Here is a 21521-nt window from a genome sequence, read left to right as displayed (position 1 = left end):
TTGTCGGTTCAAACGGTGGCCCGCTAAAGGCGGTGCGTCACCGGATTGAGGCACGAAATGTACCTGTCTGTATGACAGCGTGATGAAAGACGCGTCATAACGAAACTCAAATGGCGAGAGACTGAATTCCCTCGCCTGAAACGGTCAAGGCCGCCGAACTTTATAAAGTCGCGAGCGGCCTCTTCCCAATTTCGGAAAAGCATGGCGGACCGGTGGGTCCGCCTGCTTCTTTATCAGGCTTCGGCTTCGCCTTCGAGCGCCGGCTCAACCGGAGCTTCGATCGATGCACCGAGGTCACGACCCGACGAGCTCTGCTGACGAGCGATACCGTCGATGGCAGCGCGCGAAATCAGGTCGCAGTAAAGGGCGATGGCGCGCGAGGCGTCGTCGTTACCCGGGATCGGATAGTCGATCAGGTCCGGATCGCAGTTCGAGTCGATGATTGCAACAACCGGGATGCCGAGGCGCTTGGCTTCGTCGATCGCGATCTTTTCCTTGTTGGTGTCGATGATGAACATTAGGTCCGGCGTGCCGCCCATGTCCTTGATACCACCGAGAGCCTTGTCGAGCTTTTCGCGCTCGCGCTCGAGGTTCAGGCGCTCTTTCTTGTTGTAGCCGGACTGTTCCGAAGACAGGATCTCGTCGAGCTTGCGTAGGCGCTGGATCGAGTTGGAGATCGTCTTCCAGTTGGTCATCATGCCGCCGAGCCAACGCGAGTTGACGTAGTACTGAGCGGAACGCTTGGCCGAGTCAGCGATCAGCTCGGAAGCCTGACGCTTGGTGCCAACGAAGAGAACGCGGCCGCCACGAGCAACGGTGTCGGAGACAACCTGCAGGGCGCGCGACAGCATCGGAACCGTCTGTGCGAGGTCGATGATGTGGATGTTGTTACGATCGCCGAAAATGTACGGCTTCATCTTCGGGTTCCAGCGGTGCGTCTGGTGGCCGAAGTGGACGCCTGCTTCGAGGAGCTGGCGCATAGAAAAATCGGGCAATGCCATGCCTTGTTATCCTTTTCCGGTTGAACCTCCGCAAGGCTAACAGCATCCTCTTCGAGGAATGCCACCGGGCGGAACCATCCGGATTTCTCCCGGACAATCCCATGCCTTACGTGTGGAATGCGGGTGCCCTTACCCCCCCTTCCGAGGAAAATCAAGGCTTCCCGCAAAAAAAGCGACAAAGAAAGTCGCGGAAGACCGGCCGTATCGGCGCGACACTGCGACGCTCCGTCAATCGGAGGCACATGGCCAGCTTGCCGGCGCGGAAAGGCCTGTCGGCAATTTTGTCTTGGCGTCGCCACAGGCGAGATCGACCTGCTCTTGTTCAAGGCCGGTTGCGGCGGACAAATCAAGCCCTTCGATTCGCGTCAAAAACATGAAGGCACGATCCAGGGCGATCGGCCCGTCAAAGGTGGCGCCACTGAGGTCGGCACGCGAAAGATTGGCGAGGGAGAAGCTAGCGCCGGTCAGCACCGCCTTATTAAAACTTGCGCGACCGAGCTCGGCCTTCTCGAAATTCGCGCCGCTGAGCTTTGCGCCGTTGAAATTGGCGCGCTGCAGTTCAGCTCCGGCGAAGGATGCGCCCTCAGCGGAAACATTCTCGAATCCGGCCCGAAACGCCTCGATCTTCGAGAAATTCGCCTTGTCTGCCTGCGCCCCCGTGAACCAGGCGCGCACCAGCGTTGCCTTTTCCAGATTCGCGGAGGTCAGGTTCGTGCCGCTCAGATTGGTCAGGGTGAGATCGGCATCCGCCAGGTTCGCGCCCTGGAAATCGCTCCCCTGCAACATGAGGTTCTTCTTGCTGCACTCACTCCAATCGATGCCTGCCACCGGCGTGCTGCTGCAATTCGACGCCAACGCGGGAGCGCTCGAGAACAACGTCAGCGCGACCAGTCCGGTTGAGATGCCGAAGAGTCCACCACCCAATACACCATGCTGTATCGCCAAGTTCCTCACTCCAATCCGACTGTTACGCCCAACTCAGCGCCCTTCCGGCTTCCTAACATAGAGAGGGTTTACTTAGACATACCGACAATCGTCGCGGTGAGCTTGCCACGACGATTATTTGCAGGCCGCCGATTTGCTGTCGAGCAGTTCGAGCTTCGCAAGCCGGCCGCTTAGAACAAAGTCGCCATAGTCCATCGTCAAGTCACGCGTAATGCCGTTTTCGTAGAGCTTGAACGACATGCGGTAGACAGGCAAAGCGTCCGTCTTTGTGTTCTCATTGAAATACGAGATCGTGACCGGCCAGAAGGCGGCCTTCGCAAAGGCTCCCGCATTGCCCGCATCGGCCTCATCGGTCGCAGGCGCCACCTGTTTGCCGACGACGGTCGTCGTTACCAGCGCCTTGTCCCCATCATCCGAGCCGTCGAAGACGCGCGCCTCGAACAGCCGCTTGCCAGCCTTGGCATTCTCGATCACGTCCAGCATATGTTCGGTCGGGAACCGGCTCGCGGCGAGCTGCAGTTCCTTGCTGGTCGGCTGCGTCAGAGCAACCTTTACCCCTTCAGCCTGATCCTGCGCAGCACCGTTGACCTCTTTGTCGAGCTGGTCATCGGTAAAGGACTTGGTGTCGAAGGTGAATCGGCGATCCTTGAGGTTCTCGAAGGTCTTCGTCTGCTGGTCGCTGACGCGGACAGCATCGCCCGTATCGATCTGCGTCACGAAGCGGAAGTTGGTGGTAAAGCCGGTGCAGTAATTACCCTCGAACTCGTAGACCATTCGGCCGGACATGCCAGAGATCCCGGAGCGCTCGGAGGCATCCTTCAATTCCAGATCGTAGACCGCCCGATGAGCGACGAGGCCAGTCGCAATCGCGGCGCTGGTCGCTGGCGCAGCCGCAAAGGCGGTCGTCGAAACGCTCGCCAGAAGAACTGCGGCAAGACTCGATCGGAACATTGACAATCTCCTGTTGAACTCGCCTGCAATGTTATAAGAACGCTTTCGGCCAAATCGAGGCTCGAAAATGTCACAATCTAGATTCCAAGCCTTGATGCATAATTTTAGAACTATTGACAACAAAAGCGGAGAGGAAAATGTCCGAGCAAATCGCTGCGCGCCTGAAAGAAATGGGGATATCCCTGCCTGAAGCTGCCGCACCGGCCGCAAACTACGTCCCCTATGTCATCAGTGGCAACCTTCTCTACATCTCCGGGCAGCTGCCGCTCGAGAACGGCAAAATAATTACCGGTCATTTGGGCAAGGCTGTCGACGTCGCAACCGGCCAGCGTGCCGCAGAGCTCTGTGCCATCAATATTCTTGCCCAGGCAAAGGCTGCTCTCGGCGATCTCAGCCGCATCAAGCGCGTCATCAAACTCAATGGCTTCGTGGCCTCGACGCCCGATTTCGTTGAACAGCACCTCGTCATTAATGGCGCCTCTAACTTGATCGCAGGCGTCCTCGGCGAGGCCGGAAAGCATGCGCGCGCCGCCGTCGGCATGGCCGCGTTGCCGATGAACGCCGCCGTCGAAATCGACGCAATCGTGGAAATTGCCTGATGATCTCGGCTGCATGGCTCAAGGAACAGCCCGTCGCCCACCGCGGCTACCATGACCTCAACAAGGCGGTGTGGGAAAACACGCTCTCCGCCTTTTCCCGCGCGGTCGAAGCAGGCTTCGCGATCGAATGCGACCTGCATTATGCGTCCGATGGCGTACCTGTTGTCTTCCACGACGAGGATCTGGAACGCCTCTGCAATCTCAAGGGTGACGTGCGCGAGCGGACGTCACAAGAACTCGGCCTCATCTCCGTCGGCGGAACGGCAGACAAGATCCCCACACTGCGGCAGCTGCTGGATCTGGTAAAAGGCCGGGTTCCGCTGGTTATCGAGCTGAAAGGCCGCGAGGCCGACGACGAGGGATTTGCGGAAGCAGTTCTCGAAGTGCTTGAAGGCTACGAAGGCAAGGTTGCCCTGATGAGCTTCGACCACTGGCTGCTTCGCGATCTGAAGGCGCTCAATGCCCCCTATCCGCTTGGGCTGACTGCGGGCGGCAACAAGCCGCAAGAGTTCGAAGTGCACGAAAAGGCCATGGAACTCGGCCTCGACTTCATTTCCTATTTCTTTGCCGATCTGCCTAATCCGTTCATAACAGCGCAGCGTGAAAAGGGTGTCGTCGTCATCACCTGGACCGTGCGCGATGAAAAGGCGCGAAAGCACACCTTCGAGAATGCCGATCAGATGACATTCGAGGGATTCGATCCGCGCGTTTCGGTTTGACGCTCGCTTTTTGGACAAGATCATGCGCAGACTGTCGGTGAGCCCTATTCTCCTCCCAAACGGTCTCGCATTCGCTCCATGACAGACGAACTTTCAATCCGCATCGAGCGGTCCTTTACCGAGATTTCCCCGGAGAGCTGGTCGCGGCTTTCCGGGACCTCCCCCAAAAGCGGCACGCTCGCCTATAATCCGTTCGTGTCTCACGCTTTCTTGTCCTCGCTCGAAGAATCGGGATCGGCGACGGCGCAATCCGGCTGGATGGGCCACCATCTTCTGTTGGAAACGGACAAAGGCGAGCTCATCGGCGCCCTGCCCGGCTATCTCAAGAACCATAGCCAGGGCGAATATGTTTTCGACCACGGCTGGGCCGATGCCTTCGAGCGAGCCGGCGGACGCTACTATCCGAAGCTCCAATGCTCCATTCCCTTTACGCCCGCGACTGGCCCGCGTCTGCTTGTCGCCGAAGGTTTGCAGCGCCTCCCGATCCAGCACGCCATAGCCGAGAGTCTCAAGGAAGTCGTGCGCCGGCTTGGCGTCTCTTCCGCTCATATTACGTTCGTACCCGAGGACGAAATCGGCATCTTTGAAGGCGAGGACTACCTTCATAGGACGGATCAGCAGTTCCACTTCATCAATGAAGGTTACGCCGATCACGAGGAATTTCTGGAAACGCTCGCGTCGCGAAAGCGCAAGGCGCTTCGCAAGGAACGCCGCACCGCCCTCGAACATGGCATCAGCGTCGATTGGCTGACTGGTCGCGATCTGACCGAACGGGTATGGGACCAGTTCTTCGAGTTCTACATGGACACGGGCGGCAGAAAATGGGGCCGACCCTACCTGACGCGCAAGTTCTACTCGCTGATCGGCGAGCGCATGCCCGACGACATCCTGCTCATCATGGCAAAGCGTGACGGGCGCTATATTGCCGGTGCGATCAACTTCATCGGTGGTGATGCGCTCTACGGCCGCCATTGGGGCTGCATCGAGGACCACCCATACCTGCATTTCGAAGTCTGCTACCATCAGGCGATCGACTTTGCCCTTGAAAGAGGCCTCAAGCGAGTGGAAGCCGGCGCGCAGGGTGAACACAAGCTGGCACGAGGTTACCTGCCGGTGACAACCCACTCAGCGCACTATGTTGCACATGCCGGCCTGCGCCGGGCGATTGCCGACTATCTCGAGCGGGAGCGCGACGACGTCGAGCACATGAACGAGATCTTGACGGAGCACAGCCCGTTTCGAAAGGGCGAGCGCCAGCAGGAGGATTGACGCTCTCGCCCCTGCCGCGCTACGCGGTCACAAGAGCAACGAGGAGATTTCGTATGACCAGCGCCGCCTACGACAACAACAACATTTTCGCCAAGATCCTGCGCGGCGAAATTCCCTCGCACCGCATTTACGAAGACAACGACACCGTCGCCTTCATGGACGTGATGCCGCAGGCGCCTGGTCACGTGCTTGTTGTTCCCAAGGCGGCGTCGCGCAACCTACTCGATGCGGACCCGACCGCTCTCGCCAAGACGATTCCCGTCGTCCAGAAGATCGCCAAAGCGGTCAAGGAAGCCTTCGAGGCCGATGGCGTCTTCGTCTGCCAGTTCAACGAGCCTGCCGCTGGCCAGACCGTTTTTCACCTGCACTTCCATATCATTCCGCGTTACGAAGGCATGGCGCTGCGCCCGCATTCGGGCCAGATGGAAAACAATGCCGTGCTTGCTGCGAACGCAGAGAAGATCAGAGCCGAGCTTTGATCAGGCGTTGCCAGCGGTCAACGTGCGATCGTCGGGCTGACGCTGTTGCACCTTTTCAAATTGGCGGAGTGCGGCATTGGCGAGCATGTACGCAAGGGCGAAGGCCAGCAAACCTCCGAACACGTCAATAAGATGGTGCCCACCCTGTATCAGGACGGCGGGCACCATTAGTGTATTCAAAACGAGGAACGGTGCGGCGAGCGCCCCGCGACGGATCATGAAGCATGCGGACATGGCTGCCATGACCGTGTGGAATGACGGAAATCCAATCAGACCGAGAACATTTCTGGGCGTCAAATAGGTCACGCCGTTGCGTCCCAGTTCGACAACCTTAGCATTATAGTCAGGCCCCACGGCAAGTGGAACGGCCTCGGTCACCTCGGGTGGCAACTGGTAGATCGCGGAGGAGCCAAACGACGGCAAGAAGGACCAGAAAATGATTGCCAACAGCGCTCCCACAACGCCAGTCATCAGAAAGTGATGAAGCAGCCTCATGTGCCCGCTAAAGCCCAGGATCAGCAGAATGACAAGCAGCTGCGGCAGTGACGATGCATAAACCACCCTCAGCAGCATTCCCGTGCGTGGATATTGGGAAGCCCACGTCACGAAGGCAGGCCAATGAAAACCCAGCGCTTCATCAAACCGGCCAAGAGCGGGATCGATAAACTGGAACCGCAGCGGCAGGAGCAGATAGTTGAATACAGAGCCGGCAATCGTGAACAGCACGAAGAGACCGGCGGCAGTGGCCGTCACGGCAATCCGTTCGTTGCGGCGGACCTGGCGATAGAATTGGCCAAGTGCAAGCAGGAACGCCCCGCAAGCGACGAGGCTCGCATATCCGGCAACGTCGATGCCAACGCCCTTCAATAACAACATGCAGACATCGAGCAGCGCCAACGTCGCGATGATCAAAATGATGAAACGTTCAGCCGGCAGAAACACCATCATGAGGCTCCTTGCTGGAGCCGATATAAAGCCGGTTCATTTAAGAATTGTCTAAGCGATCTCCAGTGGGACAAAGAAAAAGGCGGCTGTCGCAGCCGCCCTTTCTCAGTTTACTTCTTCGGAACTCTCGGAACCGCACTGCCCTTCTTGGGCGGGCTCTTCGCCTGATGTTCGACGACTGCCTTTACCTTCTTGGCCGTCGTCTTCTTCGTGCGGGTCTTCGTCTTCAGCTCGCCGTCATCCTCGTCATCGGCCTCCGGATGGACGACTTCTGCTTCCGGCTTCGGCTTGATCGGAGCGCTATCCGGCACCGCTTCCAAAATGATATCCGGCTTTCCGTCTTCCTTCGGCCCGACGGTGACGTGGACCACGCCACCTTTCCGTAGCTTCCCGAAAAGGATTTCGTTTGCGAGTGGCTTCTTGATGACATCCTGGATGACGCGGGCAAGCGGGCGGGCGCCCATCTTGTCGTCGTAACCCTTTTCAGCCAGCCATGCGATCGCATCCTCGTGCAGGTCGAAGGTGACGTTCCGTTCCGAAAGCTGTGCCTCGAGCTGCATGATGAACTTCTGCACAACCTTGTAGATGACTTCCGTCGGCAGTGCCGCGAACGGGATGATCGCGTCGAGGCGGTTGCGGAACTCGGGCGTGAACAGGCGCGTCAGCGCCTCTTCGTCTTCGCCTGTCCGCTTGGACGAGCCGAAGCCAATCGCGGCCTTGGCCATCTCCGATGCGCCCGCGTTGGTCGTCATGATCAGGATGACGTTACGGAAGTCGATCTTCTTGCCGTTGTGGTCCGTCAGCGCGCCGTGGTCCATCACCTGCAACAAGATGTTGTAGATGTCAGGATGCGCCTTCTCGATCTCATCGAGCAGCACAACGCAATGCGGATGCTGGTCGACGCCGTCGGTCAGGAGGCCGCCCTGGTCGAAGCCGACATAGCCGGGAGGTGCACCGAGCAGACGCGATACCGTATGCCGCTCCATGTATTCGGACATGTCGAAGCGCAGAAGCTCAACACCCAAAGACGACGCCAGCTGCTTCGCAACCTCGGTCTTGCCGACGCCGGTCGGGCCGGAGAAGACATAGGAGCCGATCGGCTTGTTCGGTTCGCGCAGGCCCGCGCGAGCGAGCTTGATCGAGGTCGACAGCGCTTCGATCGCCTTGTCCTGGCCATAGACGACAGAACGCAATTCCTGCTCAAGGTTGGCAAGGACAGCTTCGTCGTCCTTCGACACTGTCTTCGGCGGGATGCGCGCCATCGTCGCGACTGTTGCCTCGATCTCCTTTTCGGTGATCAGCTTGCGGCGCTTGGACGGCGGCAGCAACATCTGTGCGGCACCGGTTTCATCGATGACGTCAATCGCCTTGTCCGGCAGCTTGCGATCCGAAATGTAACGGGCCGACAGCTCGACGGCCGTCTTGATCGCCTCGTTCGAGTAACGCAGGTGATGATACTCTTCGAAATAGGGCTTCAGGCCCTTCATGATTTCGATCGCATCATCGATCGACGGTTCATTGACGTCGATCTTCTGGAAGCGGCGAACCAGAGCACGGTCCTTCTCGAAGAACTGGCGGTATTCCTTATAAGTGGTCGAACCGATGCAGCGGATCGCGCCCGAGGACAGAGCCGGCTTCAACAGATTCGAGGCATCCATCGCGCCGCCCGACGTCGCACCCGCACCGATGACGGTGTGGATCTCGTCGATGAACAGCACGGCGCCCGGATATTCTTCGAGCTCCTTAACAACCTGCTTCAGGCGTTCTTCGAAATCGCCGCGATAGCGCGTACCGGCGAGCAGCGTGCCCATATCCAGCGAGAAGATGGTGGCATCGGCCAAGGCTTCCGGCACCTTGCCTTCGACGATGCGCTTGGCAAGGCCTTCGGCAATCGCCGTCTTGCCGACGCCGGGATCGCCCACGTAGAGCGGATTGTTCTTTGAACGACGGCACAGGACCTGGATAGTCCGATTGACCTCTGCCTGACGGCCGATCAACGGATCGATCTTGCCGCCCTTTGCCTTCTCGTTGAGGTTCACGCAGTAGGCCTTCAGAGCATCCTGCTGCTTCTTCGGACCGCCCTCTTCCTGCTCGCCGCTGCCACGTGACGTTGGCTTGCTCTCAGATTCGCCATCGTCGGCACCACGTGGCGGACGCGATTCTGACGAGCCCGGCCGCTTACCGATCCCGTGCGAGATGTAGTTGACCGCATCGTAACGGGTCATTTCCTGCTCCTGCAGGAAGTAGGCCGCATGGCTCTCGCGCTCGGCGAAGATCGCAACCAAGACGTTAGCTCCTGTCACCTCTTCGCGGCCAGACGACTGCACATGGATCACCGCTCGCTGGATGACGCGCTGGAAGCCGGAGGTCGGCTTGGAGTCCTCGTCATAGCCGGTGACCAAATTAGAGAGTTCGTTATCGACATATTCAACAAGCGTTTTGCGTAGCGCGTCGAGGTCGACGTTGCAGGCCCCCATAACGGCGGCGGCATCGGCATCGTCGATCAGGGCGAGCAGCAGATGCTCGAGCGTGGCATATTCATGATGCCGCTCGTTAGCAAAGGTCAGTGCCTGATGGAGCGCCTTCTCAAGACTAGGCGAAAATGTTGGCACGTTCAGATCCTCACTTCTTTTCCATGACGCATTGCAGCGGATGCTGGTGCTGTCGGGCGAAGTCCATCACCTGACTCACCTTCGTCTCCGCCACCTCGTATGTAAATATTCCGCATTCACCGACGCCGTGGTTGTGGACGTGGAGCATAATGCGGGTGGCACTTTCACGATCCTTCTGAAAAAAACGCTCGAGGATATGAATGACAAATTCCATGGGAGTGTAGTCGTCATTCAAGAGTAGCACGCGGTAGAGATTAGGCTTCTTGGTCTTCGGTTTGGTGCGTGTGATGACCGAGGTTCCGCGATTTCCGTTGTCCCCGTTCCTTTCGCTATCGTTTTGCATCCGGATCGGCTTTGCGATCATTTTCCTTCATTCCTCGATCGGTCCGGCGGGGCATGGGAGGGGTGCTTTTCCGCCGAATATTCGAAATACTAACTTAGTTCATCCTGGAGCGATTTTAAGCCCCTCGTTTCACACTGCAATCACAATTCGGCCAGTCTCAACGCAAAGACACAAAAACTGGTGACGGCAGCCGATGGGCACCGTGAAAAAGAAAAGACCGGCCGCAGATGCGTAGCCGGTCTTCGTTTTTCAAGAGCTATGCGGGCTGTGCCGCGTGTCTTTACGCCGCGGCAGGCGGGACAACTGCAGCGGCTTTCGTTGCCTTTGCGGTCGCTGCCGCGACAGGCGCTTCGTATGGTTTGTAGGCGTTCTTGGCGAGATCAGAATACATTTCGCCGAGCTTGGTGGCTTCGCTCACGAAGCTTTCGTATGCGCTTTTCACATAGTTGGTCTGCAACTCGAACGCCGCTTCGAGGCTACGAGCGCCGGACAGGCTTTCGAAATGCGTCACCGCGTCCTGAAAAGACTTCTTCGAGTACTCAACCCCTTCAACAGCGATTGCCTGAAAGCCTTTGGCGGTATCGGAATAGCTCTTCAGCATCGTATCCATGGCTTCCTTGCTCTTCCGGCTCGCTTCATCGAAGTTCAACATGACCATCATCCTCCTTGGCCTTTGCAGCAGGATGAAGCGTAGCTGCGGCGCACAAATAGTCAAGCAGTATTGTGCATTGCAAAACAATCCGTGATTGCATCCTTGAGCTTTTTGTTTTTGGCGGCGCAGGACGGTCATATTTGAATAATTGATTTTGCTAAAATATATCAGAAGCGCCGCAACCAGAAGCTTTATCAAAAATGTCGACGCGGCACCGATGGCATAGAGCCCTCAATCGAGAAGCTCCGCAGGAACCTTTCCGCCGTTCTCGGCAAGTCGCTTCATCAACGCCTTGTGCAGGAACATGTTCATGGTGGCGGTGTCGTGCGGATCGCCTTTGAAGCCAAGTTCCGTCGCAAGCTCTCTGCGCTCCGCAAGGCTCGCGTCCATGCCGACAGCCTTCATGAGATCGACGATCGAGTGGCGCCAGTCCAGTTTCTGTCCGCTTTCCTTCACCGCCGCGTCCAACAGCGGCACGATATCGATCGCAGCCGCGGCGGGTGACGCGGCTGCCGGCGCCTGCTGGGATGCTGGCGTGGCGCTTGGCGCTGCTGCGGTCGGCGGTGACACAGGTGTGGCGGACGAAGTGACCGGAGCAGCTACGGCCTCACCAAAAATCGCGTGCTTGATCTTGTCGAAAATACCCATCTCGGCATTCCTCCATTGAGGCTAGAGAGCACATGCTCAAGGGGGAGATGGAGCATCCGGCGGAGTGGTCCAGAGAAGGCGGCCTGTTTTTCCGCTAAAGATTGCTCTGCGAAAAGAAACAATCGGAGGTTTGCGAGATCAAGGCTTGAGCCGCGCTGCAGGTCGATCGATCAGCCCGCCTTAAGAAGCCAGCCGCTCGCGGTTGCGGTCTGGGCAGACGGGCGGCGAAAGACAGGCCGCCCATCAATCACGGATCAAAGGTCGACGTCGAGAATCGCCATCGAGAAATTGTAGGAGCGGTCGCCGTCCTCGTCATCGATATAGACGACACCCAGAAATTCTTCGCCGAGATAGACTTCCGCGGAATCATTCTTTCGCGGGCGTGCTTTGACGATCACCTGCGGGTTGAACGTGCGCTTGAAATAGGCGTCGAGTTTCTTGATTTCTTCGGGCTTCACACTGCATCTCCTGAGCGGTCTCGGTTGGCCGCTTCTTGCATGGGAAAGACGGCGCTGTAAAGGCACGGGGACAGACGCATGAACGCTATCCCCGCCGATATACCACGCTGTTAGGTGACGCGCGGCTTAGATATCCGCGCCGATCACCTGATCCATTATTCGCGACGGCTCCGAACACCCTGCTTCTCCGACCACCTTGGCCGGCACGCCCGCCACGGTCGTCTTAGGCGGCACCGCCTTCAGCACGACAGAGCCTGCGGCAATGCGCGAGCAATAGCCGATCTCGATGTTACCGAGAATCTTGGCGCCGGCGCCGATCAGGACACCGCTGCCGATCTTCGGATGCCGGTCCGAGCCTTCCTTGCCGGTACCGCCGAGCGTGACACCATGCAGGATCGACACGTTGTCGCCGATCACAGCGGTTTCACCGACGACCAGGCCGGTGGCATGATCGAGGAAGATGCCCCTGCCGATACGCGCCGCGGGATTGATGTCGGTCTGGAAAACACTCGACGATCTGCTCTGCAGATATAGCGCCAGATCGCGCCGACCGCGGTTCAGCAGCCAATGCGCCAGGCGGTGCGTCTGCAGCGCGTGGAATCCCTTGAAATAGAGTACGGCTTCCATGAAGCGCAGGCACGCGGGGTCGCGGTCATAGATCGCCTGGATGTCGACGCGCAGAATGGCACTCCACTCCGGCCAATCGTCCAGCATCTGATCGAAGGTCTGGCGCAGCAGGATCGCCTGCATGTCCGGGTGATCGAGACGTTCGCAGATGCGGTAGATCACGCACTCCTCGAGCGACCGATAATTCAGCACGGTCGAGTAGAGAAATGCGGCCAGCACCGGATCATTTTCTGCGGCAGCGCGGGCTTCGTCGCGCAGGCTGTCCCAGATCGGATCCATCACCTTGAGAGGATTGCCTGTCTCAAGAGAGCGAATGTCTGTCTTTGCGACCATGAAAGGTCTCCTCGTATGCGTAGGATCGGCTCTATATAGGGCAAAAACTTGTTAACATAAATGGGTGCGTCGGGAATCGTTCCCGCGGTCCTCGAACCGCCACGACAAATCCCATATCACCGTCCGGAGACTTCAGCGTAAAACTCCAGCACTGCCCTCTTGAAAACCCGGTCTCCCACGGCCAGCATGTGATCGCGGCCAGGAATATCAAGGGCCTGGGCATGGGGCATCAATGCCGCAAGCTCCTGAGCTGAACCCGCGATATCGTCCTTAGTTCCAACGCCAATCAGTGTCGGAGCGTCGATTTTCGCCATGTCGGATCGTGCGACGAGATCGCGAGATCCCTTGATACAGGCGGCGAGCGCTTCACGGTCACTCTTCGTCTGATCGGCGAAGGCCCGGAACATGCGTCCGCGATCGTGGACGACATCATCAAGCGACTGAGCCAACAAGGCGTCCGCAATCGGATCCCAATCGCCGACCCCATCCGTCATGCCGATCCCCAGGCCGCCGAGAACCAGAGAGCGGACCCGGTCTGGATGGGCAAGTGCCGCGAAGACGGAAATGCGGGCTCCCATCGAGTAACCCATGAGGTTGGCTTCAGAAATTCCGAGGTGATCGAGGAGCGCAACTGCATCGCTCGCCATATGCCAGGGACGATAGGCCTCGGCGTCGCGTGGCTTGTCACTTGCGCCGTGTCCGCGGTTGTCGATGGCAATGACCCGATAGCCCGCATCGCCCAGGGTCTTCAGCCAACCCGGATGAACCCAGTTCACATTGGCGCTAGAGGCAAAACCGTGGATCAGCAGAACCGGCGCCCCGGACGGATCGCCTTCATCAAAGAAGGCAAGCTTCAGACCATCATGTGTGAAGCTGGAAAAAGCGGGCGTATTCAAGTTCATCGGACTGTCCTTTTTTGCCGGACCATATTTTATAGGTCACCGAACTGAAACCCTCGCAGTTGCAAAAACTGTGCGCCGGGACACTCTTTGGCTCTACACATTTGCAGTGAAGGACTATAAGGTCCGCGCACATTACAAAGCATTCGGAGACGAACATGGCCGGCCACAATATTCCCCACTTCCAGAACGACGGCGGACACCGCGTTATCGAAGTCGGTGTGAAAGAGTTCATGTGCACCGGCGCCTCCGTTCCGTTCGATCATCCGCACATCTTCATCGACATGGGCGATGAGAACGAGAAGGTCTGCTCCTACTGCTCGACCCTCTACCGTTTCAATGGTGCGCTGAAGGCAAACCAGACCAATCCGGCTGGCTGCGTTTTCCACGTCAAGGCTGCCTGAGACGCAATCTAAGATCGGACAACCTATGCCGGCAGAACATGCCGCCATCGTCGGCGCGGGCGTAGCGGGCCTTACGACTGCACTGGCGCTGGCGCGGCGCGGCATCAGTTCCGAGATTTTCGAGCAGGCACCTAAACTGACCGAAGTCGGGGCAGGTCTGCAGATTTCGTCGAATGCTTCTCGCATTCTGGCGGAACTGGGCGTCCTCGAGCACCTGACCAACACCTGGCTCGAGCCAGACTCCATTCGGCTTATGTCCGGAACCACGCTGCGTCAGCTCGCAGCCGTTCCTGCTGGTGGATTTGCACGCGCCCGGTGGGGCGCGCCCTATGGTGTCCTCCATCGCTCCACCTTGCAGCGGGCGCTGCTTGACGCGGTCTCCAAGGAGCCACTTTGCAAGCTGCATCTGGGAGCGCGGATCAAGAGCCGGGAATTGTCGGACCTATCCCGCCCGGCGGATCTTCTGATTGGTGCCGACGGCGTCTGGTCGCAGGTTCGGGAAGACATCGAAGGCAGCCCCTCGCCTCGCTTCTCCGGCAACATCGCCTACCGCTTTACGATAGACGCGGCAAACGCGCCCACCTTTCTTGAACGCACGAGCGTCTCAGCATTCCTTGGTCCGGCAGCACATCTCGTCTGCTATCCGCTCCGTGAAACCAGCAGCTTCAATATGGTGGCGATCACTGCCGGCAACGCCACATCGCATGACTGGACCAGCCAGCCGACGGAAGCGCAGCGTCAACAACTGCTTTCGCGTTTTTCCCGGTGGCACCCTGCCGTGGCCGAACTTTTCGCGAAGACGGGCGATATCACGTTCTGGCCTCTCTATGAAATGACAAATGGGCGTTGGCAAAACGGCCGCGATTGCGTCCTTATTGGCGACGCCGCGCATGCAATGATGCCCTTTGCGGCACAGGGCGCTGCAATGGCGATCGAGGACGCCTATGAGCTTGCGATGTTCGTGGCAACACAGCCGGTTGCCGAAGCGCTGCGGTTGTTCGAAGCACATCGCACGCCGCGGATAGCGCGGCTGCGCCAGCGCGGTGCATTCAACCAATTTGCCTATCACGCCCGCGGGCCGGTGCGCATCGGGCGCGATATCGTTCTGGCATTGAGACCGCCGCAAAGCCTCGCGGCGGATCTTGACTGGATCTACGGCTACCGAGCCGGCGCCTGATCAGACGGCCTTTGCCGCGGCGAAACCGCGCTCGATATCGGCCTTGATATCAACGACGTCCTCAAGCCCGATCTGCAGGCGGATGACCGGTCCTTCGGTTGGCGCCGTTCGAATGCGGCGATCGCTCAGGTTGACGTGAATGGCGAGACTTTCGAAGCCGCCCCACGACCAACCGAGGCCGAAGATCTGCAGCGCATCGAGGAAAGCATGCGCCTTGGCCCTGAACTTTTCCGGTGCGTCGACGGCAAGCACGAAAGAGAAGATGCCGCTCGCGCCCTTGAAGTCGCGCTTCCACAATTCGTGCGACGGGAAGCTCGGCAGCGCCGGATGCAGCACCTTGGCAACGTCCTCCCTGCCCTCCAGCCATTTGGCGATCGTGAGCGCACTTTCGTAATGGCGCTCCAGGCGCACGCCCATGGTGCGCAAACCACGCAGGATCTGGTAGGCGTCGTCGGGCGCACCGCAAATGCCGAGCGTGATGTTCGCTTCGTGGAGCTGCGACCAGTATTTGGCGTTTGCCGAGACCGTACCCATCAGGATATCGGAATGCCCGGACGGGTATTTGGTGGCTGCGTGAATGGAGACATCGACACCGAAGTCCAGCGGCTTGAAGTAAACAGGCGTCGCCCAGGTGTTGTCCATCGTCACGACCGCACCGTGCTTGTGCGCGATTGCTGCGATCGTCGGAATGTCCTGCATCTCGAAGGTATTCGAGCCGGGCGCCTCCGTATGGACGAGCTTGGTGTTCGGCCTGATCAGCGCCTCGATGCCCGCACCAACCATTGGATCGTAATAGTCTACCTCGACACCGAGACGCTTCAGCATCGTGTCGCAGAAATGCCGGGTCGGCCCATAGACCGAGTCGACGATCAATGCGTGGTCACCAGAAGACAGGAACGCCAGGAACGGGACGGTCACAGCCGCCAGTCCCGACGGTACGAGAATCGTTCCGGCCGACCCTTCCAGCGCATCGATCGCCTCACAAAGGGCATCGGTTGTCGGAGTCCCGCGCGTTCCGTAGGTGTATTTCTGTCCACGGGTTTCCATTGCTCGCGCATTTGGAAAGAGGACTGTCGAGGCGTGAACAACCGGCGGATTGACGAAACCGTGGTATTCGGCCGGGTCGTTGCCGAGGTGGGAAAGGCGCGTGTTGATGCCAGCGTTCTGAAGCGGGCCTTCTTTATCTTTCATATTGGGAATGCCTTTGGCGATGGGATGCGGTCGGCAAACTCTTGAACCGCACGAAACGATCGGTCAACCCCGAAGCCGGACCGCGTACAGCATCCCTGCCATGCAGATTCTTCAGATATATCAGTGATCTTTCGCGATTTTTTTTGGCAACGGCCGCCGTTTCGATAGTCATCTGCTTATTTTGCGCGCCTCAATTAGAGAATTGCCGAAATATCACGCAATCTTTCACTGCGACACTTGACCATGGTGACATTTGCGACTGTGATAGAACCACTCGCGCCGGGAGGGTGTCGGGTCATATGGGAGGTTCCGCTTGCTTCGGCGAACGCTCCCACAAAAAGATAAGACAAAGGAAAAGGTTGGGAAAAATGAAGATTAAGCTTCTGTCCGCCGCTATCGGCGCAGCAGTTTTCGGACTTGGCGCTTCGGCAGCTTCTGCCACCACGCTCGAAGACGTAAAGGCAAAGGGTTTTGTTCAGTGCGGCGTCAACACCGGCCTTCTTGGTTTCGCGCAGCCTGACGCTTCCGGCAATTGGGCCGGCTTCGACGTCGACTTCTGCAAGGCAGTTGCCTCCGCCGTCTTCGGCGACCCGACTAAAGTGAAGTACACGCCACTGTCGGCCAAGGACCGCTTCCCGGCTCTGAAGTCGGGCGAAGTCGATGTTCTATCGCGCAATACGACGTGGACCATCAACCGCGATACCGCGCAAGGCTTCAACTTCCGTCCAGTCACCTACTATGACGGTCAGGGCTTCATGGTTCGCAAGAGCCTTAACGTGAAGTCGGCGCTCGAACTTTCAGGTGCCGCCGTTTGCGTCCAGGCCGGCACTACGACGGAACTGAACCTCGCCGATTACTTCAAGTCGAACAACCTCCAGTACAATCCGGTCGTCTTCGAGAAGCTTGAAGAAGTCAACGCCGCCTACGACGCCGGTCGTTGCGATGTCTACACGACCGACCAGTCCGGCCTCTACTCACTGCGCCTGACGCTGAAGAATCCCGACGAACATATGGTTCTTCCGGAAATCATCTCGAAGGAGCCGCTCGGACCGGCCGTTCGCCAGGGCGACGATCAGTGGTTCGATATCGTATCGTGGACGGCCTACGCCCTCGTCAATGCTGAAGAGTTCGGGATTACCCAGGCAAACGTCGATGAGATGAAGAACTCTGCAAATCCCGATATCAAGCGCTTCCTCGGTACGGAGACCGATACGAAGATCGGTACCGACATGGGGCTTACCAACGAGTGGGCCTATAACATCATCAAGGGCGTCGGAAACTACGGTGAAGTCTTCGACCGCAACGTCGGTAAAGGCAGCCCGCTCAAGATCGAGCGCGGCCTGAACGCGCTGTGGAACAAGGGTGGCATCCAATACGCTCCGCCGGTCCGTTGATCGGATAGCCCTTCAAGACTTGGAGAGGCGGTTTGCCGCCTCCCCATCATAAAGAGAAAAGCCCGAAAACGGGCTCATAGGGGATTAGGCTCGGCATGACGCAAGAGGCTGTGCACACGTCGCATGTGCAAAGCACTGGCTGGAGTTTCCAATCAGTGATCTACGACCCGAGGTTTCGGGGCATTTTCTTTCAAGTTCTCACCATCGTGATCCTCGTCGGATTCGTGTGGTGGGTCTCCCATAACACGGCCCAGAATTTGGCCCGCACCGGCACTGCGTCTGGCTTCGGGTTCTTGAACGGTCGGTCGGGCTTCGACATCGGTCAGTCGCTGATCGACTATTCCAGCGATGCCACTTATCGGCGCGCATTGTTGGTCGGCCTTCTCAATACCATGCTGGTCGCCGTAACCGGGATTATTACCGCAACGACCATCGGTTTCGTCGTCGGTATCGGCCGCTTGTCACATAATTGGCTGATCTCAAAGCTGTGCACGGTCTACGTCGAGGTCTTTCGAAACATTCCGCCGCTGCTCGTCATCTTCTTTTGGTACCAAGGCGTCCTTGCCGTCCTGCCTGGACCAAGAGATTCTCTCCACCTGCCCTTCAGCATGTTCCTCAACAACCGCGGCCTTGCTTTTCCGAAGCCGATTTTCGGTGAAGGCATATGGGCGGTCGGTATAGCGATCATCGTCGGGATCATCGCTTCCACGGTTGTTGCGCGCTGGGCGCACAAACGCCAGGCTGCCACCGGCAAACAGTTCCACACGATCTGGACGTCCATCGCTCTGACTGTGGGCCTGCCGATATTGACCTTCTTTCTGGCCGGTATGCCTCTGTCGTTTGACGTTCCCATTGCAGGCAAATTCAATCTCACCGGCGGCTCCGTCGTCGGACCGGAATTCATGTCGCTGTTCCTGGCTCTATCCTTCTACACTGCGGCCTTCATTGCCGAAATCGTCCGCGCTGGTATTCGCGGCGTTCCCAAGGGCCAGTCGGAAGCTGCCGGTGCGCTTGGCCTCCATCCGTCAAGCATCACGCGCCTCGTTGTCGTCCCCCAGGCGCTGCGTATCATCATTCCTCCGCTGACCAGCCAGTACCTGAACCTGACGAAGAACTCATCGCTGGCGATCGCCATCGGTTTCGCGGATCTCGTCGCCGTTGGCGGCACCATCCTCAACCAGACCGGACAGGCGATCGAAATCGTGTTCATCTGGGCGGTTGTCTATCTCACGCTCAGCATCCTCACTTCGCTGTTCATGAACTGGTTCAATGCCAAAATGGCATTGGTGGAGAGATAAGATGTCGGTATCCAACCAATCTTTCGTCAGGACCGCTTTTATCGACCCGGCACCAGCACCGCGCAGCGAAAGCGGCGCATGGGCCTGGGCTCGCAAGAACCTGCTAGCAACGCCGAAGGACATTGTCCTGACGGTCATTGCCGTTACCTTCCTCGCCTGGGCGTTGCCGCACGTCATCAACTGGTTGTTCATTCAGGCCGTCTGGACCGGAACGGACCGCACCTTCTGCGCGACGACTGTTCAAGGTGGCACCCAGCCTGATGGCTGGAGCGGCGCTTGCTGGGCATTCGTCAACGCGAAGATCTCTCAGTTCGCGTTCGGCACTTACCCGCTCGACGAACGCTGGCGCCCGACGATCGTCGGTGTCCTGTTCGTGCTGCTGCTCGCGCCTATGCTGGTCCCCAAGGCGCCGTTCAAGCGCATCAACGCCATTCTGCTGTTCGCCGTCCTGCCGCTTCTTGCCTTCTGGCTGCTTTACGGCGGTTTCGGGCTCGAAATCGTCGATACGCCTCTCTGGGGCGGCCTGATGGTGACTCTGGTGCTTTCCTTCGTCGGCATTGCCGTGTCGCTGCCGTTTGGCATCATTCTGGCGCTGGGGCGCCGATCGAAGATGCCTGTGATCAAAATTGTCTGCGTCGCCTTTATCGAAATCATTCGCGGCATACCGTTGATCACCGTGCTGTTTATGGCGAGCGTATTGCTGCCGCTTTTCCTGCCGACCGGGTTCACCATCGACAAGCTGCTGCGCGCATTGATCGGTGTGGCAATCTTTGCTTCCGCATACATGGCGGAGGTCATTCGCGGCGGCCTACAGGCGATCCCTAAAGGCCAGTCCGAAGGCGCCGACTCGCTCGGGCTCGGTTACTGGCAGAAGATGCGACTGATCATACTTCCGCAGGCGATCAAGCTGGTCATCCCCGGTATCGTCAATACCTTCATCGGCATGTTCAAGGATACGTCACTGGTGTCGATCATCGGCATGTTCGACCTGCTCGGTATCGTCCGGTTTAACTTTACCGACGCCAACTGGGCGAGCGCGGTCACGCCCTTGACAGGCCTGATTTTCGCTGGCTTCGTTTTCTGGCTGTTCTGCTTCGGAATGTCGCGCTATTCAGGCTTCATGGAACGCTATCTCGATACCGGCCACAAACGATAAAAGATCAAGGGAACGAACATATGGCTGAGGCTCAAAAGAAGATGACTGTTTCGGCAACAGACGTTGCCGTCGACATCATTGGCATGAACAAGTGGTACGGCGATTTTCACGTACTGCGTGACATCAATCTCAAGGTAATGCGCGGCGAGCGTATCGTCATCGCCGGCCCGTCGGGCTCTGGCAAGTCGACGATGATCCGCTGCATCAACCGCCTGGAAGAGCACCAGAAGGGCCAGATCATCGTCGATGGGGTCGAACTCACCAACGACCTGAAGAAGATCGACGAAGTGCGCCGCGAAGTCGGCATGGTCTTCCAGCACTTCAATCTCTTCCCGCATCTGACCATTCTGGAAAACTGCACGCTGGCGCCGATCTGGGTGCGCAAGATGCCGAAGAAGCAGGCCGAAGAAATCGCCATGCACTTCCTGAAGCGCGTCAAAATCCCGGAGCAGGCCAGCAAGTATCCGGGCCAGCTCTCGGGCGGTCAGCAGCAGCGCGTGGCGATCGCCCGCTCACTCTGCATGAACCCGAAGATCATGCTTTTCGACGAGCCGACCTCGGCGCTCGACCCTGAGATGATCAAGGAAGTTCTGGAGACCATGGTCGGATTGGCAGAGGAAGGCATGACCATGCTTTGCGTGACCCACGAAATGGGCTTTGCGCGTCAGGTCGCCAACCGCGTCATCTTCATGGACCAGGGACAGATCGTCGAACAGAATTCGCCGGCCGAGTTCTTCGACAATCCGCAGCACGAGCGCACCAAGCTCTTCCTCAGCCAAATCCTGCACTAAGGCGATTGGCGAGCAACGAATCCGAGGGCCGTCGGGTTTTCCCGGCGGCCTTTTCGTTTTGGCGTATTTTCGACGGTCGGCTTTAGACCGAGCGCCGCATCACGACAAACAAAAGGCCCCGATGACGGGGCCTTCCGAGTTGAGCAAAAGCCCTATCAGCTCTTCAGCTTGGCATTGCAGAGACTGTAAAAACCGCCGCCCTTCTGAATCCACTTCAGGCCATTGAGCGTATTGGCGTCCTTATTCTGGTGATAGGCGTCGACGCAGGTATGCATCCGTCCCTTGCCGGGTGTTTCCTTCGCATATTTCGGTGAAATGGCTGTTGGGAACGAAACGCCCTTGGGCGCTGTCATCGTGGGCTTTTCCGGTTCTTCACCACTGTTGAGCGTCACATCCGGCTCAGCCGTCGCATCCGGACCGCACTGCGCCTTGCGGAAATCATTCCACTTCATGTCCTTCGCGGAGCCGTCGGCCTGGGCCGCCTTATACTTTGCGCTGCACTCCTTCATGGTCAGCGCCGAGGACGGCGTCGCAAACGCGAGCGCCCCGAGCAGGGAAACGGATGCAAGAATAGTCAAACGCTTGATCATTGATCTTCCTCCAAGCCTCTAGGGGCTAGCGAACTATCAA

Annotated in this window: 23 protein-coding genes; 10 read left to right on the top strand and 13 right to left on the bottom strand. The window is 58.2% G+C overall.

Annotated features, from left to right (window positions below; translation table 11 throughout):
* Positions 1-233: 233 nt before the first annotated feature.
* The 3 genes from rpsB to NBG89_RS06615 all read right to left on the bottom strand — a co-directional run bounded on the left by rpsB (position 234) and on the right by NBG89_RS06615 (position 2897).
* Positions 234-1001, bottom strand: coding sequence for a 30S ribosomal protein S2 (gene rpsB, locus NBG89_RS06625; RefSeq protein WP_431322164.1), 768 nt, complete (start codon positions 999-1001; stop codon positions 234-236).
* A 228-nt stretch (positions 1002-1229) separates the two neighbouring features.
* Positions 1230-1946, bottom strand: a complete 717-nt coding sequence (locus NBG89_RS06620; RefSeq protein WP_431322163.1) for a pentapeptide repeat-containing protein — start codon at positions 1944-1946, stop codon at positions 1230-1232.
* Positions 1947-2060: 114 nt separating this feature from the next.
* Entirely contained in the window at positions 2061-2897 is an 837-nt protein-coding gene (locus tag NBG89_RS06615) for a cell envelope integrity EipB family protein (protein ID WP_431322162.1), read from the bottom strand.
* 137 nt (positions 2898-3034) lie between these two features.
* On the opposite strand from NBG89_RS06615, the gene NBG89_RS06610 reads away from it, so the two are divergent.
* The 4 genes from NBG89_RS06610 (at position 3035) to NBG89_RS06595 (ending at position 5963) form a co-directional block, all read left to right on the top strand.
* Complete coding sequence (locus NBG89_RS06610) at positions 3035-3496, top strand: RidA family protein (protein WP_431322161.1); 462 nt, start codon at positions 3035-3037, stop codon at positions 3494-3496.
* A complete protein-coding gene (locus NBG89_RS06605) occupies positions 3496-4215 on the top strand; it encodes a glycerophosphodiester phosphodiesterase (RefSeq protein WP_431322160.1) in 720 nt (239 codons plus the stop codon). The genes NBG89_RS06610 and NBG89_RS06605 overlap by 1 nt, the downstream gene beginning before the upstream one ends.
* 78 nt (positions 4216-4293) lie before the next feature.
* Positions 4294-5484 carry a GNAT family N-acetyltransferase gene (locus tag NBG89_RS06600; RefSeq protein ID WP_431322159.1) on the top strand — a complete coding sequence of 397 codons (1191 nt, stop codon included), beginning with the start codon at positions 4294-4296 and terminating at the stop codon, positions 5482-5484.
* Between the two features lie 53 nt (positions 5485-5537).
* A complete protein-coding gene (locus NBG89_RS06595) occupies positions 5538-5963 on the top strand; it encodes an HIT family protein (protein WP_431322158.1) in 426 nt (141 codons plus the stop codon).
* On the opposite strand, the gene NBG89_RS06590 is transcribed toward NBG89_RS06595, so the two are convergent.
* The 8 genes from NBG89_RS06590 to NBG89_RS06555 form a co-directional block, all read right to left on the bottom strand.
* Positions 5964-6911 (bottom strand): phosphatase PAP2 family protein, encoded by a 948-nt coding sequence (locus NBG89_RS06590; protein ID WP_431322157.1) that lies wholly within the window; start codon positions 6909-6911, stop codon positions 5964-5966.
* 107 nt (positions 6912-7018) lie between these two features.
* On the bottom strand, positions 7019-9520 hold the full coding sequence (gene clpA, locus NBG89_RS06585) for an ATP-dependent Clp protease ATP-binding subunit ClpA (protein ID WP_431322156.1): 2502 nt from the start codon (positions 9518-9520) through the stop codon (positions 7019-7021).
* A 10-nt stretch (positions 9521-9530) separates the two neighbouring features.
* Positions 9531-9884: an ATP-dependent Clp protease adapter ClpS gene (gene clpS, locus NBG89_RS06580; protein ID WP_008526939.1), complete on the bottom strand. Its 354-nt coding sequence runs from the start codon at positions 9882-9884 to the stop codon at positions 9531-9533.
* Between the two features lie 259 nt (positions 9885-10143).
* Complete coding sequence (locus NBG89_RS06575) at positions 10144-10515, bottom strand: phasin family protein (protein ID WP_431322621.1); 372 nt, start codon at positions 10513-10515, stop codon at positions 10144-10146.
* Between the two features lie 231 nt (positions 10516-10746).
* On the bottom strand, positions 10747-11163 hold the full coding sequence (locus tag NBG89_RS06570; RefSeq protein ID WP_431322155.1) for a DUF3597 domain-containing protein: 417 nt from the start codon (positions 11161-11163) through the stop codon (positions 10747-10749).
* A gap of 254 nt (positions 11164-11417) precedes the next feature.
* Positions 11418-11621, bottom strand: coding sequence for a DUF3126 family protein (locus tag NBG89_RS06565; protein ID WP_007532353.1), 204 nt, complete (start codon positions 11619-11621; stop codon positions 11418-11420).
* A gap of 126 nt (positions 11622-11747) precedes the next feature.
* Positions 11748-12581 carry a serine O-acetyltransferase gene (cysE, locus tag NBG89_RS06560; RefSeq protein ID WP_088694885.1) on the bottom strand — a complete coding sequence of 278 codons (834 nt, stop codon included), beginning with the start codon at positions 12579-12581 and terminating at the stop codon, positions 11748-11750.
* 116 nt (positions 12582-12697) lie between these two features.
* On the bottom strand, positions 12698-13483 hold the full coding sequence (locus NBG89_RS06555; RefSeq protein WP_431322154.1) for an alpha/beta fold hydrolase: 786 nt from the start codon (positions 13481-13483) through the stop codon (positions 12698-12700).
* A gap of 155 nt (positions 13484-13638) precedes the next feature.
* Here NBG89_RS06555 and NBG89_RS06550 point away from each other — a divergent pair, with 155 nt between their 5' ends.
* Together NBG89_RS06550 and NBG89_RS06545 are read left to right on the top strand one after the other, a co-directional pair.
* A complete protein-coding gene (locus NBG89_RS06550) occupies positions 13639-13884 on the top strand; it encodes a zinc-finger domain-containing protein (RefSeq protein ID WP_007790335.1) in 246 nt (81 codons plus the stop codon).
* Positions 13885-13909: 25 nt separating this feature from the next.
* Entirely contained in the window at positions 13910-15061 is a 1152-nt protein-coding gene (locus NBG89_RS06545) for an FAD-dependent monooxygenase (protein ID WP_431322153.1), read from the top strand.
* Here the strand turns inward: NBG89_RS06545 and NBG89_RS06540 are convergent, their stop codons facing one another.
* Complete coding sequence (locus tag NBG89_RS06540; RefSeq protein WP_431322152.1) at positions 15062-16252, bottom strand: cystathionine beta-lyase; 1191 nt, start codon at positions 16250-16252, stop codon at positions 15062-15064.
* A gap of 368 nt (positions 16253-16620) precedes the next feature.
* Between NBG89_RS06540 and NBG89_RS06535 the strand changes: the two genes are divergently transcribed.
* The 4 genes from NBG89_RS06535 to NBG89_RS06520 all read left to right on the top strand — a co-directional run bounded on the left by NBG89_RS06535 (position 16621) and on the right by NBG89_RS06520 (position 20891).
* The gene (locus NBG89_RS06535; RefSeq protein WP_431322151.1) at positions 16621-17646 is read left to right on the top strand and encodes an amino acid ABC transporter substrate-binding protein; all 1026 of its coding nucleotides are present in this window, start codon (positions 16621-16623) and stop codon (positions 17644-17646) included.
* 95 nt (positions 17647-17741) lie between these two features.
* Entirely contained in the window at positions 17742-18944 is a 1203-nt protein-coding gene (locus NBG89_RS06530; protein ID WP_431322150.1) for an amino acid ABC transporter permease, read from the top strand.
* Between the two features lies 1 nt (position 18945).
* Complete coding sequence (locus NBG89_RS06525; protein ID WP_088694878.1) at positions 18946-20100, top strand: amino acid ABC transporter permease; 1155 nt, start codon at positions 18946-18948, stop codon at positions 20098-20100.
* A gap of 20 nt (positions 20101-20120) precedes the next feature.
* Positions 20121-20891, top strand: coding sequence for an amino acid ABC transporter ATP-binding protein (locus NBG89_RS06520; protein WP_431322149.1), 771 nt, complete (start codon positions 20121-20123; stop codon positions 20889-20891).
* Positions 20892-21046: 155 nt separating this feature from the next.
* Here the strand turns inward: NBG89_RS06520 and NBG89_RS06515 are convergent, their stop codons facing one another.
* Complete coding sequence (locus NBG89_RS06515) at positions 21047-21481, bottom strand: hypothetical protein (protein ID WP_088694876.1); 435 nt, start codon at positions 21479-21481, stop codon at positions 21047-21049.
* Positions 21482-21521 lie beyond the last annotated feature (40 nt).

The sequence above is a fragment of the Rhizobium sp. YTU87027 genome (assembly GCF_050644135.1).
Lineage (GTDB): Bacteria > Pseudomonadota > Alphaproteobacteria > Rhizobiales > Rhizobiaceae > Rhizobium.
The sequence above is the reverse complement of the archived record's forward strand: the minus strand, read 5'-3'. Positions and strand labels throughout refer to the sequence as shown.

Bases quoted from the DNA above. Each gene is read 5' to 3' on its own strand.
- rpsB (WP_431322164.1), bottom strand. From the start codon at position 1,001: ATGGCATTGCCCGATTTTTCTATGCGCCAGCTCCTCGAAGCAGGCGTC.
- NBG89_RS06615 (WP_431322162.1), bottom strand. From the start codon at position 2,897: ATGTTCCGATCGAGTCTTGCCGCAGTTCTTCTGGCGAGCGTTTCGACG.
- NBG89_RS06610 (WP_431322161.1), top strand. From the start codon at position 3,035: ATGTCCGAGCAAATCGCTGCGCGCCTGAAAGAAATGGGGATATCCCTG.
- NBG89_RS06605 (WP_431322160.1), top strand. From the start codon at position 3,496: ATGATCTCGGCTGCATGGCTCAAGGAACAGCCCGTCGCCCACCGCGGC.
- NBG89_RS06600 (WP_431322159.1), top strand. From the start codon at position 4,294: ATGACAGACGAACTTTCAATCCGCATCGAGCGGTCCTTTACCGAGATT.
- NBG89_RS06595 (WP_431322158.1), top strand. From the start codon at position 5,538: ATGACCAGCGCCGCCTACGACAACAACAACATTTTCGCCAAGATCCTG.
- NBG89_RS06590 (WP_431322157.1), bottom strand. From the start codon at position 6,911: ATGATGGTGTTTCTGCCGGCTGAACGTTTCATCATTTTGATCATCGCG.
- clpS (WP_008526939.1), bottom strand. From the start codon at position 9,884: ATGATCGCAAAGCCGATCCGGATGCAAAACGATAGCGAAAGGAACGGG.
- NBG89_RS06575 (WP_431322621.1), bottom strand. From the start codon at position 10,515: ATGTTGAACTTCGATGAAGCGAGCCGGAAGAGCAAGGAAGCCATGGAT.
- NBG89_RS06570 (WP_431322155.1), bottom strand. From the start codon at position 11,163: ATGGGTATTTTCGACAAGATCAAGCACGCGATTTTTGGTGAGGCCGTA.
- cysE (WP_088694885.1), bottom strand. From the start codon at position 12,581: ATGGTCGCAAAGACAGACATTCGCTCTCTTGAGACAGGCAATCCTCTC.
- NBG89_RS06555 (WP_431322154.1), bottom strand. From the start codon at position 13,483: ATGAACTTGAATACGCCCGCTTTTTCCAGCTTCACACATGATGGTCTG.
- NBG89_RS06550 (WP_007790335.1), top strand. From the start codon at position 13,639: ATGGCCGGCCACAATATTCCCCACTTCCAGAACGACGGCGGACACCGC.
- NBG89_RS06545 (WP_431322153.1), top strand. From the start codon at position 13,910: ATGCCGGCAGAACATGCCGCCATCGTCGGCGCGGGCGTAGCGGGCCTT.
- NBG89_RS06540 (WP_431322152.1), bottom strand. From the start codon at position 16,252: ATGAAAGATAAAGAAGGCCCGCTTCAGAACGCTGGCATCAACACGCGC.
- NBG89_RS06535 (WP_431322151.1), top strand. From the start codon at position 16,621: ATGAAGATTAAGCTTCTGTCCGCCGCTATCGGCGCAGCAGTTTTCGGA.
- NBG89_RS06530 (WP_431322150.1), top strand. From the start codon at position 17,742: ATGACGCAAGAGGCTGTGCACACGTCGCATGTGCAAAGCACTGGCTGG.
- NBG89_RS06525 (WP_088694878.1), top strand. From the start codon at position 18,946: ATGTCGGTATCCAACCAATCTTTCGTCAGGACCGCTTTTATCGACCCG.
- NBG89_RS06520 (WP_431322149.1), top strand. From the start codon at position 20,121: ATGGCTGAGGCTCAAAAGAAGATGACTGTTTCGGCAACAGACGTTGCC.
- NBG89_RS06515 (WP_088694876.1), bottom strand. From the start codon at position 21,481: ATGATCAAGCGTTTGACTATTCTTGCATCCGTTTCCCTGCTCGGGGCG.